We start from the raw sequence: 15,663 nt of genomic DNA on the forward strand, positions 1-15,663 counted from the left end.
CCCCTTTTTAGGTGGCAAGCTGGCCCGGCGCTATCCCCTCAAGCCCCTGCTGGTGGGAGGCTCCCTGTGTGTTGGGCAGGGGGGGCGGGATCTGTTACTATGGCCCCCCTCCGGGGGCCTCGCCCGCCGTATCGAGCCGCATCAATATATGCCGATCAAGACCAACCAGAGAGTACAAGAGTTCAGATGGATGACCTGTTAGCCCCCGTTCGCCAGTTCCTGCATTGCGAGACCCCGGATGAGTGGGTGGAGATGGCGCGGGACCCCGCCCAGTTGCCGACCCTGCTCATCGATCACGCCAACTGCGAGAACAAGGCCGCCCTGACGGCCCACAGCCTGGTGCGTCGCTACTGCCTGCCCAAGGAGAAGCGCCACCTGCTGCCCAAGCTCGAATTTTACCGTGAGCTGGACGCCATCCCCGAGAAGGCCGAGATCCTCGGCAAACGCACCATGGGCGAGTCAGACAGAAGCGTGTTCGCCGAGCTCGAGCGCAACCCCCTGCTGTTCCCCATGGTGCGGCTCATTCAAGAGGAGCTGCACCACTTCGAGCAGGTGCTGGAGATCATGCAGGCCCGCGGCATCCCCTACGGCCCCGTCACCGCCTCCCGCTATGCCCGCAGCCTGCTGGCCCACGTGCGCACCTACGAGCCGGCGGCCGTGGTGGACAAGATGATCATCGGCGCCTACATAGAGGCGCGCTCCTGCGAGCGCTTTGCCAAGATTGCCCCTCACCTGGACGAGGAGCTGGGCCGCTTCTATGTCTCCCTGCTGCGATCGGAGGCGCGCCACTACCAGGACTATCTGGCACTGGCCGAGCAATATGCCGGGGAGGATATCAGCGAGCGGGTCGCCTATTTTGGCCGGATTGAAGCCGAGCTTATCTGCTCGCCGGACCCGCAGTTCAGGTTCCATAGCGGCCTGCCTGTCAGATCTGACAGTTGTTGAGCCCAAAGGGGCTGCCTACTATCTCGGTGTTCCTACTACGAGCGACGCAATCACTTTTTTGAGCGCAATCCCCCGGCGACTGATGTGACATCAGGCCGGGTTTTTTTATGCCCGGCCCATGGGCCGGAGGGGGAATGGCTGGGGATCAGCGGCGGTATTCGTTGTTGTAGTTCTGGATGAGGCGACGGGTCACGTCGTGCTGGGGATCGGCGAAGACCCGCAAGGTCTTGCCGCGCTCCACCACCCGGCCCTCGTGCATCACCAGCACCTCGTCGCTGATGTGGCTGACGATGCCCAGATCGTTGGCCACCAGCACATAGCTCAGCCCCATGGTCTCCTGCATCTCCAGCAGCAGGTTGATGATCTGGGAGCGCACCGAGATGTCCAGGGTGGAGAGCGCCTCATCCGCGACCACGATTTTCGGGTTGAGGATCAGCGCCCGCGCCAGCCCCACCCGTTGCTGCTGACCGGCGGAGAGCATCTGGGGGTAGAAGAGGGCGTGATCCGCCAGCATGCCCACCATGCGCAGGGTCTGGATCACCTTCTCCCGGCGCTCCTCCTCGCTCAGGGCCGTGTTGAGGCGCAGCGGCGTCTCCAGGATCTGGCCGACCCGAATCTTTCGGTTGAGCGAGGTGTTGGGGTCCTGGAAGATCATCCGCAGCAGCTTGCAGCGGGTCTGATAGTCACCGTGAACCAGGGGCTGCCCCTCGATGGCGATCTCGCCGCCACTCGGCTCTATCATGCCGGCCAGGATCCGCGCCAGCGTGCTCTTGCCCGAGCCCGCCTCCCCGACGATGGCCAGGGTCTGGCCCACTCCGAGATCAAACGACAGGGGCTTGATGGCCTCCACCGCCTGGCGCCGGAACAGGCCGGTGCGGTTCTGATAGGTCTTGCACAGGCCCCTGACCTGCAACAGGGCGGGTTCGATCACAGGCTTGGCTCCTTCATGACGACATTCACGATCAGGCTCATTTCTTTGGCTCTTCCATGTTCAGCGGGAAGTGGCAGCTGGGGCATGGATGTCCCTTGGCCTTGCTGATTGGGCATGGGCTGGTGATGACTCGGGCTCATTTCTTCGGCTCTTCCATGTTCAAGGGGAAGTGGCAGCTAAACTGGTGTCCCTTGACCTTGCTCATCAGCGGGGTCTGCACGCACTGCTTCTGGGCGTAGGGGCAGCGGGGGCCGAGGCGGCAGCCGATGGGCAGGTGCTGCAGGGGGGGGATCACCCCGGGTAGGGTCTCGAGCCGGGACTTGTGGCGCACCAGCTTGTCGAAGTCGGGAATGGACTTGAGCAGGGCGTCCGTATAGGGGTGACGGGGAGATTCGAGGATCTGATCCCGGGTGCCCACTTCCACCATCTGGCCGCAGTACATGATGTTGATGGTGTCGGTCAGGTTGGCGATGGCGGCGATGTCGTTGCTGATGATGAGTATGGTGGTGTTGCCCAGCTTGTTCATCTTGTCAAGCAGCCGCAGGATCTGGGAGTGGGTGGTGGACTCCATGGCGCTGGTGGGCTCGTCCGCCACCAGCAGCCGCGGCTGGTTGGCGATGGCCATGGCGATCATCACCTTCTGGCACATGCCATCCGACAGCTCGTGGGGATAGGCCCGCATCACCTTGCGGTGATCCTTGACCCCGACCCGGTGCAAGAGGGCGATGGCCCGCTTCTTGCGCCACTGGAAGCGCTGCCAGAACTTGCCGGCGAAGGCGCTGGTGGGGATGGCCTCTTCCAGCTGGGTGCCTATCTCCTCCGAGGGGTCGAGGCAGCTGATGGGGTCCTGGAAGATCATGGCGATCTCCCGGCCCATGATGCGGCGTCGCTCCTTGGGGGCCATGGTCAGCAGGTCCATGTCGTTGAAGCGCATCCGGTCGGCGCGCACCGTCCAGTTGTCCTTCTGGATGCCGACGATCACCTTGGCCACCAGGCTCTTGCCCGAGCCCGATTCTCCTACCAGGCCGCGGATCTCCCCCTCGTTCAGGGTCAGGCTGACCCTGTCCACCGCCTTGACCTTGCCCTGGGGGGTGTCGATCTCTATGGTCAGGTTGCGTATATCAAGCAAGGGCATGATGATTTCCCCCTTTTAACGGCGCGAGGGTGACTGTATCGGCTCGTGACGGCAGGGCCTGAACGCTGCACCGGCGTGAACTCGGAACCATGAGGCTGCCTATCTTCAATGATACCCCCATCAGTCGTTCCCTTCTTTAAGCGCTTCGCGAATGCCTTCACCCACCAGGTTGGTTACCAGCACGCTGAACAGGATGGCCATGCCCGGCAGGGTCACGGTCCAGGGGGCCAGATAGATGAGATCGCTCGAATCCGCCAGCATGGCGCCCCACTCCGGCTGGGGTGACTGGGCCCCGAGGCCGAGGAAGCCCACCGCCGAGATATCCAGGATGGCGGCAGAGAGGGTGCGGGTGGTCTGGGTCACCAGGGTTTCCACTATGTTCGGCAGTATGGCCAGACGCATGATCCGCAAGGGGGGCGAGCCGTCGAGGCGGCTCGCGATGATGTACTCCTTCTGCATCTCGGCGTGGACGGCGTTGTAGGTTGCCCGGATGAATGGCGGTATCAACGCCAGCGTGATGGCGATCAGGGTGTTGAACAGCCCGGGCCCCAGGATGGCGACCACTATGATGGCCAGCAGCAGGGAGGGGATGGAGAGCAGGGTATCGAGCAGGTGATGGAGCACGCTCGACTTCACCCCCTTGCTCATGCCGCCGAGGATGCCGATGGCGGAGCCGACGAGGAGCGCTATCACCACCACCAGCAAGGCGTTGCCGAAGGTGAGGCGGGCCCCCACCACGAGGCGGGAGAGGATGTCGCGGCCCAGATCGTCGGTGCCGAGGAAGTAGTCGATGTTCCCCGTGCTGGCCCAGGAGGGAGCCAGCAGCAGGCGGCCGCTGTGCTGATCATCGATGCCGTAGGGCACCACCAGGGGGCCCACCAGGGTGATGAGCAGCAGCAGGCCGAAGCACCAGAGCCCCCCCATGGCCAGCGGATTGCGGCGATAGGAGGCCCAGGTCTGCTCCAGGGGGGAGAGGATCCTGAGCTCCGGATAGATGTTCGATTTATCGTGCATGATGCAGGCTCCAGCCCTGGCCATGAGCGGGGTCAGTCTTGTGTTGCATAGGGTGTCTTGCGCCTTGGCGTGCAAGGGGGGCGCATATGCGGCAGTGTCTTGTCAAAGAGCCCCAATCAGTCTTGTCTTGCATAGCGTTCTTTGCGCCGTGCCGGATACAGCATGAAGGGGGTGAGCAGCGCGAGGCCGACATGCTGGCGTCTGCGCCGCTGTGGGCATACTCAGTCTTGTTTTGCATAGAGTTCTTTGCGTCGTGCCGGATACATGATGGTGGTCAGCAACTCGGTGCTGACGCTGATGAAGATGACGAAGCTGGCCACCACCAGGAAGGCGCCGCGGATGGCGGCATAGTCCTGCAGCGCTATGCTGCTCACCAGCCAGCGGCCGATCCCGGGCCAGTCGAACACCACCTCGGTGATCATGGCGGAGGTGAGCACGCTGCCGAGCTGCAGGCCGAGCAGCGGCAGCACGGGGGGCAGGGCATTCTTGAGGCCGTGGCGCCAGACAATCTGGCGGCGGGAGAGACCGCGGCTGGCGGCGGCCTTGATGTAGTTCTGCTTCATCACGTCGATGAGGGAGCTGCGCACGTGGCGGATCACCTCGGTGGTGGGCACCACGGCCAGCACCAGGGAGGGCAGCACCAGGTGGCGCAGGGCGTCACGCAGTGCCGCCTCGCGCCAGGGCTCCTGGCTCATCAGCACGTCGACGATGGCGATCCCCGTGATGGAGGGAACGTCGTAGAGCAGGCTGATCTGGCCGGAGGAGGGGAGCCAGCCGAGATCCAGCGAGAAGAACATCACCATCAGCAGCGCCAGCCAGAAGACGGGCACGGCGTAGCCGATGAGACCGGCGGCCATGATGGAGAGATCCAGGCTGCGCCCCTGATAGAGGGCCGCCAGGGTCCCGAGCGGGATCCCCACCAGCAGCGAGATGGCAAAGGCCGCGAGACAGAGGGTCAGGGTCGCCGGGAAGTAGTGACGGATCTCGTCCAGCACCGGCAGGCCGGAGACGCTGGAGAGGCCGAAATCCCCGGCGGCGATGCGCTGCAGGAAGTCCGGGTAGCCGTGCCAGAAGTCCAGCACCTGACCGATGAGGCGAAACTCCAGCAGGTAGGCCCCCATGGTCAGCACCAGCAGGGTGATCACCAGCAGGGTGATGCGGCGCAGAATATAAAAAAACATGCTTATGCCTCCGCGCCGGGCTGCGTCGATGGGAAGGGAGGCCAGATGCCAGCTGTGGAATGGATGTCAGCCATGTTCACTCCCGATGGGCCTGGTTGAAGGTGGTGCCGCCAAAGGGCATGAGGGTCAGTCCCTGGATGTCGCTGCGGCTCACCTGGGTGCGCAGGGCATGGGCCAGCGGGATGAGCGGCAACTGTTCGCTCAGCAGGGACTGGGCATAGTAATAGTTGCGCAGACGGAACGCGAGTTGCGGTGTGGTCACCGCATCGTCCAGCAGCTGATCGAAGGCGGGGCTGCACCAGCGGCTGTAGTTGTTGCCCCGCTCGACGGCGGCGCAGCTCAGCAGCTGGCGGAAGAAGTTGTCCGGGTCCGCGTTGTCGGCGATCCAGCCGGAGAGCAGGCTGTCATATTGCCCCTTGGCGAGCCGGGTCTCGATGACCGGCCAGGCCTGCTGCACTATCTTGAGCTTCACCCCTATCTTGGCGAGATCGCTGCGCATCAGCTGGGCCGTCTTGAGGCCGTCCGGGTTGTAGGGGCGGGCACCGGGCTGCACCAGCACCTGCATCTCGAACCCGTTCGGGTAGCCGGCATCCCTGAGCAATTGACGGGCGAGCTTCAGATCGGGCTTGCGCTGGGTCAGGGAGGGGTTGTAGCCCCAGGAGAGCGGCGGCAGCAGGCTGGCGGCGGGCTGACCGGTCTCGAAATAGACCGCCTGCAGCAGGTTCTGCACGTTGATGGCACTGGCCAGCGCCTGGCGTACCTGCACCTTGTTGAAGGGGGCCTTGCGGGTATTGAGGGCGAGGAAGGCGACGTTCATCCCCGACTGCACCGACAGAGTGAGGTGGGAGTTCTTGCCTATCACCGACAGCTGGCTGGCGGAGGGAGTGCTCATCACGTCGCACTCGCCGGTCAGCAGCTTGGCGAGCCGCTTGGACGACTTGGGGGTGATGTCGTAGATGAGCTGCTCAATCTTCGCCTCGCCGCCCCAGTAGCCGGGGTGGCGCAGGTAGCGCACGAACTCGTTGTGACGATACTCCTTGAAGCTGAAGGGCCCTGTGCCTATGGGCCGGCTGTCCAGCAGCTCCGGGGTGCCTGCTTTGTCCATCTGCTCGCCATATTCGGCCGAGAGCACGATGGCGTAGTCGCTGGCCAGGGTCGCGAGGAAGGAGGCATCCGGCCGGTTCAGCTCGAACACCACCTCATGGGGGCCCTTCTTGTAGACCCGCTTGATGAGGCTGCCGAGCCCCAGGCTGTGGAAATAGGGGTACTCGCCACCCGAGATGCGGTGGAAGGGGTGCTGCTCGTCCAGCAGGCGATGATAGGTGAAGAGCACGTCGTCGGCGTTGAAGTGGCGCGTCGGGTTGAACCAGGGGGTGCGATGGAAGGTCACGCCCTTGCGCAGCGTCAATGTATAGGAGAGGCCATCCTCGCTGCTGCGCCAGTGGGTGGCGAGGCCCCCCTCGATGCTGAGGGTATTGGCATTGACCTCGAGCAGGCGATCGTAGAGCGGGCGGGCGCTGGCATCCAGGGTCGCCTCTGAATTGGCAAGCTGCGGGTTGAAGGACCTGGGCGCCCCGTCGGCACAATAGATGAGTCCGGTCCTGGAGGCATCGTCTTGTTTCTGACAGCCGGTGACCAGTACCAGGAGACCGAGCAGCAGTGGTGTGAGCATTCTCATGTTGGAACCATGTTTTCAGACAGAGTTGCCCGCCAGAGGGCGGGCGCGTTGCGGGATCCTGCCGGGCAGGGCATCCCATCGGGGGGCGCGAACCTCCCCCTCGTCAATTCCCTCGAGCAGCGGGTATTTACCTGGCATGTCTCGACGGAGGTGATGGCAGAGGGTCAGTCGTTGTCCGCATTGCCATTGTTGTCATCCCCCTCGAGCAGCTGGTATTTGCGCAGCATGCCCCTGAACTGGTGATAGCTCAGGGTCAGCAATTGGGCGGCTTTGCGCTGATTATACTGGGATTGCTGCATCGCTTGCTTGAGTAAATTAATCTCGTATTCCGCCACTGCCCCCTTGAGATCCAGCGGCAGGCTCATGGCCTGGGGGCCGCTTGCCGAGGCCGCCTCGGTGGCCACCGGGGACGGGCTGCCGGTACGGGGGCGCCAGGGGGAGTCGAAGGGGTTGATCACCAGCTCAGAGAGCGGCAACTGCGGATTGCCCTGACGGTAGAGGCTGCGCTCCACCACGTTCTTGAGCTCCCGCACGTTGCCGGGCCAGGGGTAGTCTTGCAGCAATTGGGTCGCCTTGCGGGAGAAGCCGGCAAACAGCGGATACCCCAGCTCCCGGGTCATGCCGTGGGCGAAGTGCTCCGCCAGCATCAGTATGTCCTCGCGCCGCTCCCGCAGCGGGGGCAGGGTGATGACGTCGAAGGCCAGCCGGTCCAGCAGATCGTGACGAAACTGTCCCCGGGCCGCCAGCTGCGGCAGATCCTCGTTGGTGGCGCACACCAGGCGCACATCCACCTTGAGCGCCTTGGCACCGCCCACCCGCTCGAACTCCCCGTACTCTATGACCCGCAGCAGTTTTTCCTGCACCCGGGCGCTGGTGGTGGCCAGCTCGTCGAGGAACAGGGTGCCGCCATCGGCCCGCTCGAAGCGACCCTGGTGACGCTTGGCGGCGCCGGTGAAGGAGCCCGCCTCGTGGCCGAACAGCTCGGTTTCCAGCAGGCTCTCGCTCAAGGTGGCGCAGTTGATGGTGACAAAGCTTTGATCCCAGCGATCCGAGAGATAATGTAGGCGGTGGGCGATGAGCTCCTTGCCGGTCCCCCGCTCGCCGATGATCAGCACAGGTTTGCGCAGGGGGGCGAGTCGCGAGGCCTGCTCGATGATTTCTAGAAACGCGTTGGACTCACCCAACAGACTTTCCGTGGCCGTGGTCATCCTGATCCCTGTTCGTTGAAAAATCTGGTTAATCTTACCAAAAGTTGGTTATTTTAATCATCTCTTGTTCCGGGCGTCTTGAAACTCATGGAGAGTGCCCATATAAATCAACAAGTTAATTATTGTTCCAGATTGGCACACAAGTTGCCATTGTCAATGGAGAAACAACCCAATGCCCATCACAGGAGTAGAACCATGAGTATTTTTTCCCGCCTGGCCGACATCATCAATTCCAATCTGACGTCCCTGCTCGACAAGGCCGAGGATCCCCAGAAGATGGTGCGCCTGATCATCCAGGAGATGGAGGATGAACTGGTGAAGGAGCGCTCCAACCTGGCCCGCTTCCTCGCCAACCAGAAAGAGATCGGCCGTCAGGTCAGCCGCCATCAGGAGCGGGTGAACGAATGGCAGGCCAAGGCCGAGCTGGCCCTGACCAAGGGGCGCGAGGATCTGGCCCGGGCCGCCCTCATCGAGAAGAACAAGCAGAGCGAGCTGGCCGAGGCGCTCTATCGCGAGCAGCAGGCGGTGGACAGCGGCATCGACAAGCTGGGCGACGAGATCCGCCAGCTGGAAGCCAAGCTCGAAGACGCCCGTGCCCGCCAGAAGGCGATGGCCATTCGCAGCGAAGCGGCCAGCAGCCGCCTGAACGTGCAAAGCCAGGTGGCCCGTGGCGACAGCCAGGCCGTGGTGAGCAAGTTCGAGCGCATGGAGCGTCGCATCGACGAGATGGAAGCCCGTGCCGATCTGGGACAGTCCGACAAGGCCCTGGCCCAGCAGTTTGCCGAGCTGGAAGCGGACGATCAGATCAGCCGCGAGCTCGAGGCCATGCGCCAGAAGCTTGGCCAGAGCGACACTGCCTCGAAAGGAGAGTGATGAATGGAAGACATTCTTGGGATATTGGCGACGCCACTCATCGTCTTCATGGTCATAGTGGCCCCCATCTGGCTGGTGCTGCACTATCGCGCCAAGGGTCGGATTGGTGCGGGGCTCGCCGACAATGAGCGGGAGCAGTTGCAAGGCCTGCTGGTCCGTGCCGAGAAGATGCAGGAGAGAGTCGGGGCCCTGGAATCCATTCTGGATGCCGAGGTCCCGGGCTGGAGGAACAGGGTATGAATGCCATCCATTGCTGCCATTACATGCAGCCTGCGTCGGTCGGTACACCGGGTTTCATTCCGGATGCCGAGGCCCCCGATTGGAGGAACAAGGTATGAGCGCCTCGAATAACTCTCGCAATCTCTACCGGGATCCCCAGAAGGGCAAGATAGCCGGCGTCTGCGCCGGCCTTGCCGACTACTTCGGGGTGGAAACCTGGATAGTGCGGCTGCTGGCCATCAGCGGCCTCATCTTCGCCGGTTTCATCACCTTCACCGCCTACGTAGCCGCCTGGTTTCTGCTCGACAAGAAACCTGTCACCCTGTTTGGGGAGCAGGAGGCGGACTTTGCCGAGGTTCGGATGAAGGCGCGCAGCTGGCAGGCCGGCGTCACTCCCCATCAGGCGCTCGGTCGCATCGCCCAGGAGCTCGACGCGCTCGAGCCAAGGGTGCAGCGCCTCGAGAAGCTGGTGACCTCCAAGGAGTTCACCCTGCAGCGCGAGTTCAGCAAGCTGTAAGTACCGCAAGGGCGCGAGGCTGTGGCCCGGCCCTTATCCCCATGGTTCGGCTGTGACAGGAGAAATAGACCCGCCTTGATACGCAACAAACTCGAACAGTCATGGTCTGTGCTGCAGCACAAGGCCTTTGAGGTGGTGAACCGGGCTCGGGATCGCCACATTCGGCTGGCGGTCACCGGCCTGTCGCGCAGCGGCAAGACCGCCTTCATCACGGCGCTGGTGAACCAGCTGGAGCACGCCGCCATCGACGGCCGTCTGCCCCTGTGGGATGCCCATCGTCAGGGGCGGATCCTCGGTGCCCGCCGGGTTCCCCAGCAAAATGCCCACATCCCCACCTTCCCCTACGAGCGGGGCCTCGATGCCCTGTTTGGTGACCCCCCCGCCTGGCCCGAGCCGACCCGTGGGGTAGCCGAGGTGCGCCTGGAAATCCGTTACCGCACCCGCCACCCCTTGCGCCGGCACCTGGGGGAGATCTCCACCCTCTATGTGGATCTGGTGGACTACCCCGGCGAGTGGCTGCTGGACTTGCCGCTGCTGGATCTGAGCTACGAGCAGTGGAGCGAGCAGGTGGCAACCCAGTTGCGTCGCCCCGAGCTGCAGGCCCTGGCCGCCGACTGGCTGACCCCCGGCTGGCAGGCCGAGCAAGCCTTCGAGGAGCGGCCGGCCTGCGAGCTGGCGGCCCGGTACACCGACTATCTGCACGCCTGCAAGCAGGAGCTCGGGCTGCACCTCATCCAGCCGGGCCGATTCGTGCTGCCGGGGGAGTATGCCGGGGCGCCGCTGCTGCAATTCGTGCCCTGGGTGTGGGACAAGCCAGCCCGGGAGCCCGCCGATGGCACCCTCTACGCCACCTTCAAACAGCGCTTCGAGCAGTACAAGCAGCACCTGGTGCAGGGCTTCTACCAGCAGCACTTCGCGGGCTTCGATCGCCAGATAGTGCTGGTGGATTGCCTGGCGCCCCTCAACGCCGGGGCCGCCAGCTTTGGCGACATGCAGCAGGCCATCGCCCGCATCATGGAGAGCTTCGCCTATGGCAAGAGCAACTGGTGGCGCCGGCTGTTCTCCCCGCGCATCGACAAGCTGCTGTTCGTGGCGAGCAAGGCCGATCACGTCACCCCGGAGCAGCACGGGCCCCTGGTCTCCCTGCTCCAGCATCTGGTGAGCAGCGGCCGGGGTCAGGCCCGCTTCGAGGGGATAGAGACCGAATGCCTGGCGCTGGCCGCCATCAAGGCCACCGAGGTGGGCAAGGGGGTCGCTAATGGTCGCGAGTTTCCGGCCATCCGCGGCACCAGCCTGGCCGGGGAGCCGCTCTTGCTCTTCCCGGGGGAGGTGCCACCCCATATTCCACCCGCTCAGTGGTGGAGTACTCAGGGCTTCGATTTTCAGGCATTTCGCCCCATGCCCATGAGCGCCCATCAGGCGCTGCCCCATATCCGGCTGGACGCGGCACTGGAGTTCCTGCTCGGGGATCACCTCGAATAACCGGCGCTGCACCAAGGAGCAGACAACAAGATGAACGATCAGACAACACAGAAGGTGCCGCTGCAAGGCAAGGTGATCCTGGAGCCGACCCTGTCGGTGGCGAGCGAGACGCCGCCCCCGGCCCCGGCCCAGCGGCTGGAAGAGGAGAGCTTCGAGCCTCTGGAGGCGCTGGACGAGTTCACCGAGGTCGAATCCGCACTCACTGTCAGGCCTCGCCGTCGCTATCGCCTGCTGGCCTGGGGGCTGGGGGCGGTCGGCCTGCTCTCCCTGGGCCAGTTTGGCGCCTTCCTCTACGACCAGTTTCTCACTACCCCGCTCTGGGGCCTCGCCTGGCTGCTGGCGTCGGGTCTGGTGGCGGTCGGCACGGCCGGCGTGGTCGGGCGCGAGTGGCTGCGGCTGCGCACCCTCAAGCGGCGCCAGGATGTGCGTTCAAGGGCCGAAGATCTGCTCGCCCATCAGGGGGTGGGGCAGGGGCAGGCATTCTGCGAGGTCCTGGCCGAGAAGAGCGGCGACAAGGGGCGGGAGGGGTATAGCACCTGGCTGGCCCAGCTCGACGAGAGCCACAGCGATCGGGAGGTGCTGACCCTCTACAGCCAGCTGGTGCTGGGGGAGCGGGATAAACTCGCCCAGGCCCGGGTCGCCAAGTGGTCGGGGGAGGCCGCCGTGCTGGTGGCCCTGAGCCCGCTCGCCACCGTGGACATGATGCTGATGCTGTGGCGCAACCTGCGGATGATCGAGGACATCGCCGATGTCTACGCCATCGAGCTCGGCTACTGGAGCCGCATTCGCCTCATCCGCCAGGTGTTTCGCAACATGCTCTACGCCGGTGCCACCGAGCTGGTGACCGAGGTGGGGATGGACTTGCTGGGAGCCGAGCTCACCGCCAAGCTCTCCGCCCGCGCCGCGCAAGGGGTGGGGGCTGGCCTGCTCACCGCCCGCCTGGGGCTGCGCACCATAGAGGCGTGCCGCCCGCTGCCCTGGTGTGCGGACGAGAAACCCAGGCTCGGGGAGCTGCGCAAACGGCTTGTCGGCCAGCTGGCGGGCTATCTTCGCAAGTCATAGCGCCATTCAAGGGCGGGGATCACCCTGCCTGATCCCTCCCCGTGCGGGTCGTTTGCACCACCACAGCGCCCCGTGAAAGCAGAACGGGATGTCACAAATTATTTACATCTGTGGCAGGCAGCCGACCTCGGGGTCGGCTGCTTTTTTGCTGTTCAAGCCGTTACAGTGATCCTGAAGAGCAACGACAAGGGGCCCCTAGGGGCAGGAGATGGCAGGGATCATGGCAAGCCGCTACACAGCACACCAACCGGACCTTCAGGGCGTCATCCACTACTCGGAGGAAGAGCAGGGGACCTGGCAGATCCTGATCGCGCGCCAGCTCGCGGCGCTCGAGGGCAAGGCCTGCGACGCATACAGGGCGGGGCTGGAGAGGCTGGCACTGCCCCGGGATCGCATCCCGCAACTGGGGGAGATAAACGCCGCCCTGACCCCCACCACCGGCTGGTCGGTGGCCGCCGTGCCCGCCCTCATCTCCTTTGATCGCTTCTTTGCCCTGCTCGCTGATCGCCAGTTTCCGGTGGCCACCTTCATCCGCCGTCGGGACGAGCTCGACTACCTGCAGGAGCCCGACATCTTCCACGAGATCTTCGGCCACTGTGCCATGCTGACCAACCCCGCCTTTGCCCATTTCACCCACCTCTATGGCCAGCTCGGGCTGAACGCCAGCAAGGAGGATCGGGTCTATCTGGCGCGGCTCTACTGGTTCACCGTGGAGTTTGGTCTCCTGCAGGAGGGGGAGGGGCTGCGCATCTACGGTGGCGGCATCCTCTCCTCCATCGGCGAGACCGCCTATGCCCTTTCCGGGCAGCCGGTGCTGCAACCCTTCGATCTGCTGGAGGTGCTGCGCACCCCTTATCGCATCGACATCATGCAGCCCGTCTATTTCGTGCTGCCAAGCCTGGATTGCCTCTACCGTCTGGGGCCGCAGGAGATCATGGCGGCGGTGGCCGAAGCCCGTCGCCTCGGCCTGCGTCCGCCCCGCTTTGCCCCGGCCCCTGGCCGGCAGGCGAGCTGAACCCGTTTTCAACCCATTGTATCGATGAAAGGAGTCCCGAATGTCTGAACTGGCAAACCAGCGGTGCGAAGCGTGCCGCGCCGATGCCCCCAGGGTGACCGAGCAGGAGCTGAGCGAGCTGATGCACGCCATCCCCGACTGGCAGCCACTGGTGGTGAACGGCGAGCTGCAACTGAGGCGTGAATTTGCCTTTCGCAACTTCAAGGAGGCGCTGGCCTTCACCAACCGGCTGGGGGAGCTGGCGGAGGCCGAGTTTCACCACCCGGCGATCCTGACCGAGTGGGGCAAGGTGACAGTGAGCTGGTGGACCCACAAGATAGGCGGGTTGCACCGCAACGACTTCATCATGGCGGCACGCACCGACGAGCTGCTGAAGTGAAGGCATCACCTGCGCCACCTCTCCATCGGATCTCACCGAGTGGACAATTTGGTGACAGTGAGCTGGTGGACCCACAAGATAGGAGGGTTACATCGCAACGACTTCATCATGGCGGCGCGCACCGACGAGCTGCTGAAGTAACTGCGGCTTGACGCGAAGAAACAGGGCCTGCCCGGTGAAAACGGGGCAGGCCCGCATTTTTATGGGGGAGCGCTCGCACTGGCGGGATCGAGTCTGTATCATCCGGCTATTCAGAATGTTAGCTAGGAAGTGTGTGCCGAATGCGTCTTGAAGTCAGCTGTGAAGACCGTCTGGGCCTGACCCGGGAACTGCTCGACCGACTGGTGGAGCACAACATCGATCTGCGCGGCATCGAAATCGATACCTCAGGCATCATCTATCTCAATTTCCCCGAGCTGGAGTTTCGCGATTTCCAGCATCTGATGCCGGAGATCCGCCGCATTCCCGGCGTCTATGACGTCAAGACCATCCCCTACATGCCCTCCGAGCGAGAGCATCACGAGATAGAGGCCCTGCTCAAAGCGCTGCCGGATCTGGTCTTCTCCCTCGACAGCAAGGGACGGGTGACCCAGGCCAACCAGGCCGCCCTCACCACGCTGGCGCTGCCGCCGGAAGAGGTGCGCGGGGTGGCGCTCGCATCCCTGGTCAAGGGCTTCTCCTTCGCCCGCTGGCTGGAGGCGAGCGAGATCAAGCCCCAGACCTGCAAACTCAGCCTCGGCGGTGAGGAGTACCTCGGGGATCTGATGCCGCTGTTCGTGGCAGAAGAGAAGGGCAAGCAGGCCCTGGCTGGCGCCGTGGTGGTGCTCAAGTCCGCCCGTCGGGTCGGCATGCACTTCAGCGCGCTCCACGCGGTGGAGGTGGGGGGCTTCGAGCACCTGCAGGCCGAGAGCCAGAAGATGAAGGAGGTGCTGGCCCAGGCCGCGAAACTCGCGATGCAGGATGCCCCCTTGCTCATCGTGGGGGAGACAGGCACCGGCAAGGAGCTGCTGGCCCGCGCCTGTCACGGCGCCAGCCTGAGATCCAGCCACCCCTTCATGGCGCTGAACTGCGCCGCCATGCCGGACAACGTGGCCGAGAGCGAGCTGTTTGGCTATGCCCCCGGCGCCTTTGGCAACAACACCGAGGGCAAGCGCGGGGTGCTGGAGCTGGCGAGTGGCGGCACCCTGATGCTGGACGAGATAGGGGACATGTCCCCCCATCTGCAGACCAAGTTCCTGCGGGTGCTGCAGGACGGGGTCTTCCGCCGGGTCGGGGACGAGCAGGAGGTGAGGGTCAACGTGCGCTTCATCTGCACCACCCAGAAGCAGTTGCTGGATCTGGTGCACGAAGGCAAGTTCCGGGAAGATCTCTACTACCGCCTCAATGTGCTGAGTCTGGCGCTGCCCCCCCTGCGCGAGCGCAAGGCGGACATCATGGCCCTGGCCCAGCAGTTCGTCTCCCGCTTCGCGAGCGAGTTGCAGCGCCCGCGCCCGCGCTTTACCCGCAACATGGCCGAGTACCTGACCGCCTACCGCTGGCCCGGCAACGTGCGCCAGCTGCGCAACTGCCTCTACCGGGCCATGACCCTGCTGGAAGGGGACGAACTCGGCCCCGAGCACGTTGACTTGCCGGTGGCGGCGGATGCCATGCCCCTCATCGACGAGTGGTTCGAAGGGGGGCTGGACGAGGCGGTGAAGCGTTTCGAGAGCCGGCTGCTGGAGCGGCTCTACCCGGCCTTCCCCTCTACTCGCCAACTGGCCAAGCGGCTCGGGGTCTCCCATACCGCCATCGCCAACAAGCTGCGTGAATATGGGATTGGCAAAAAGTAACCCTGCAGGCGTGCCCCCGGGGCCGCCGTCCTGGTCTGTGGGGCTGCCCTCGCTGCGTCGGCCGGTGACGCAGCCGATGTCGGGGCGGATAGGCAGCCGCTGGGCGGCTGATAAGCTCGGTGCGACTCCTCTCTGGCACTCCCTCCATGGGCGTCGGACCTCCCGGGTACCGACGTGGGCATAAGCGCGGGCATC

General features: G+C 64.2%; 14 protein-coding genes and 1 pseudogene. 9 read left to right on the forward strand and 6 right to left on the reverse strand.

Translation table 11 applies throughout. From position 1 onward, the window contains the following. Nucleotides 1-186 precede the first annotated feature (186 nt). Entirely contained in the window at nucleotides 187-945 is a 759-nt protein-coding gene (gene miaE / locus ACWPWQ_RS05295; RefSeq protein ID WP_005325367.1) for a tRNA isopentenyl-2-thiomethyl-A-37 hydroxylase MiaE, read from the forward strand. Nucleotides 946-1,090: 145 nt separating this feature from the next. On the opposite strand, the gene ACWPWQ_RS05300 is transcribed toward miaE, so the two are convergent. The 6 genes from ACWPWQ_RS05300 to pspF all read right to left on the reverse strand — a co-directional run bounded on the left by ACWPWQ_RS05300 (nucleotide 1,091) and on the right by pspF (nucleotide 8,092). Beyond that, nucleotides 1,091-1,876 carry a peptide ABC transporter ATP-binding protein gene (locus ACWPWQ_RS05300; protein ID WP_005325357.1) on the reverse strand — a complete coding sequence of 262 codons (786 nt, stop codon included), beginning with the start codon at nucleotides 1,874-1,876 and terminating at the stop codon, nucleotides 1,091-1,093. A 136-nt stretch (nucleotides 1,877-2,012) separates the two neighbouring features. Continuing rightward, nucleotides 2,013-3,011 carry a peptide ABC transporter ATP-binding protein gene (locus tag ACWPWQ_RS05305; RefSeq protein ID WP_005325353.1) on the reverse strand — a complete coding sequence of 333 codons (999 nt, stop codon included), beginning with the start codon at nucleotides 3,009-3,011 and terminating at the stop codon, nucleotides 2,013-2,015. A gap of 120 nt (nucleotides 3,012-3,131) precedes the next feature. Next, entirely contained in the window at nucleotides 3,132-4,025 is an 894-nt protein-coding gene (locus tag ACWPWQ_RS05310; protein WP_139435476.1) for an ABC transporter permease subunit, read from the reverse strand. A 221-nt stretch (nucleotides 4,026-4,246) separates the two neighbouring features. Beyond that, a complete protein-coding gene (locus ACWPWQ_RS05315) occupies nucleotides 4,247-5,206 on the reverse strand; it encodes an ABC transporter permease (protein WP_429159325.1) in 960 nt (319 codons plus the stop codon). Between the two features lie 76 nt (nucleotides 5,207-5,282). Further along, nucleotides 5,283-6,878, reverse strand: coding sequence for an ABC transporter substrate-binding protein (locus ACWPWQ_RS05320; protein ID WP_454009296.1), 1,596 nt, complete (start codon nucleotides 6,876-6,878; stop codon nucleotides 5,283-5,285). Between the two features lie 170 nt (nucleotides 6,879-7,048). Continuing rightward, entirely contained in the window at nucleotides 7,049-8,092 is a 1,044-nt protein-coding gene (gene pspF / locus ACWPWQ_RS05325) for a phage shock protein operon transcriptional activator (RefSeq protein WP_139435480.1), read from the reverse strand. A gap of 195 nt (nucleotides 8,093-8,287) precedes the next feature. Between pspF and pspA the strand changes: the two genes are divergently transcribed. From pspA to tyrR, 8 genes and pseudogenes are all read left to right on the forward strand, one after another. After that, complete coding sequence (gene pspA / locus ACWPWQ_RS05330; RefSeq protein ID WP_106886961.1) at nucleotides 8,288-8,965, forward strand: phage shock protein PspA; 678 nt, start codon at nucleotides 8,288-8,290, stop codon at nucleotides 8,963-8,965. Between the two features lie 3 nt (nucleotides 8,966-8,968). Then, the gene (gene pspB, locus ACWPWQ_RS05335; RefSeq protein ID WP_042650412.1) at nucleotides 8,969-9,205 is read left to right on the forward strand and encodes an envelope stress response membrane protein PspB; all 237 of its coding nucleotides are present in this window, start codon (nucleotides 8,969-8,971) and stop codon (nucleotides 9,203-9,205) included. Between the two features lie 94 nt (nucleotides 9,206-9,299). Next, nucleotides 9,300-9,701 (forward strand): envelope stress response membrane protein PspC, encoded by a 402-nt coding sequence (gene pspC, locus ACWPWQ_RS05340; RefSeq protein WP_454009182.1) that lies wholly within the window; start codon nucleotides 9,300-9,302, stop codon nucleotides 9,699-9,701. Between the two features lie 75 nt (nucleotides 9,702-9,776). Next, nucleotides 9,777-11,183, forward strand: a complete 1,407-nt coding sequence (locus ACWPWQ_RS05345; RefSeq protein ID WP_265435609.1) for a YcjX family GTP-binding protein — start codon at nucleotides 9,777-9,779, stop codon at nucleotides 11,181-11,183. Nucleotides 11,184-11,213: 30 nt separating this feature from the next. Next, on the forward strand, nucleotides 11,214-12,245 hold the full coding sequence (locus ACWPWQ_RS05350; RefSeq protein ID WP_454009183.1) for a YcjF family protein: 1,032 nt from the start codon (nucleotides 11,214-11,216) through the stop codon (nucleotides 12,243-12,245). A 220-nt stretch (nucleotides 12,246-12,465) separates the two neighbouring features. Further along, complete coding sequence (phhA, locus tag ACWPWQ_RS05355; RefSeq protein ID WP_319913741.1) at nucleotides 12,466-13,260, forward strand: phenylalanine 4-monooxygenase; 795 nt, start codon at nucleotides 12,466-12,468, stop codon at nucleotides 13,258-13,260. A gap of 40 nt (nucleotides 13,261-13,300) precedes the next feature. Continuing rightward, nucleotides 13,301-13,780 (forward strand): annotated as a pseudogene (locus ACWPWQ_RS05360) (4a-hydroxytetrahydrobiopterin dehydratase). Between the two features lie 140 nt (nucleotides 13,781-13,920). Continuing rightward, nucleotides 13,921-15,468 carry a transcriptional regulator TyrR gene (gene tyrR / locus ACWPWQ_RS05365; protein ID WP_005325319.1) on the forward strand — a complete coding sequence of 516 codons (1,548 nt, stop codon included), beginning with the start codon at nucleotides 13,921-13,923 and terminating at the stop codon, nucleotides 15,466-15,468. The last annotated feature ends 195 nt before the right edge of the window (nucleotides 15,469-15,663 follow it).

The sequence above is a fragment of the Aeromonas sp. Marseille-Q7275 genome (assembly GCF_965119515.1).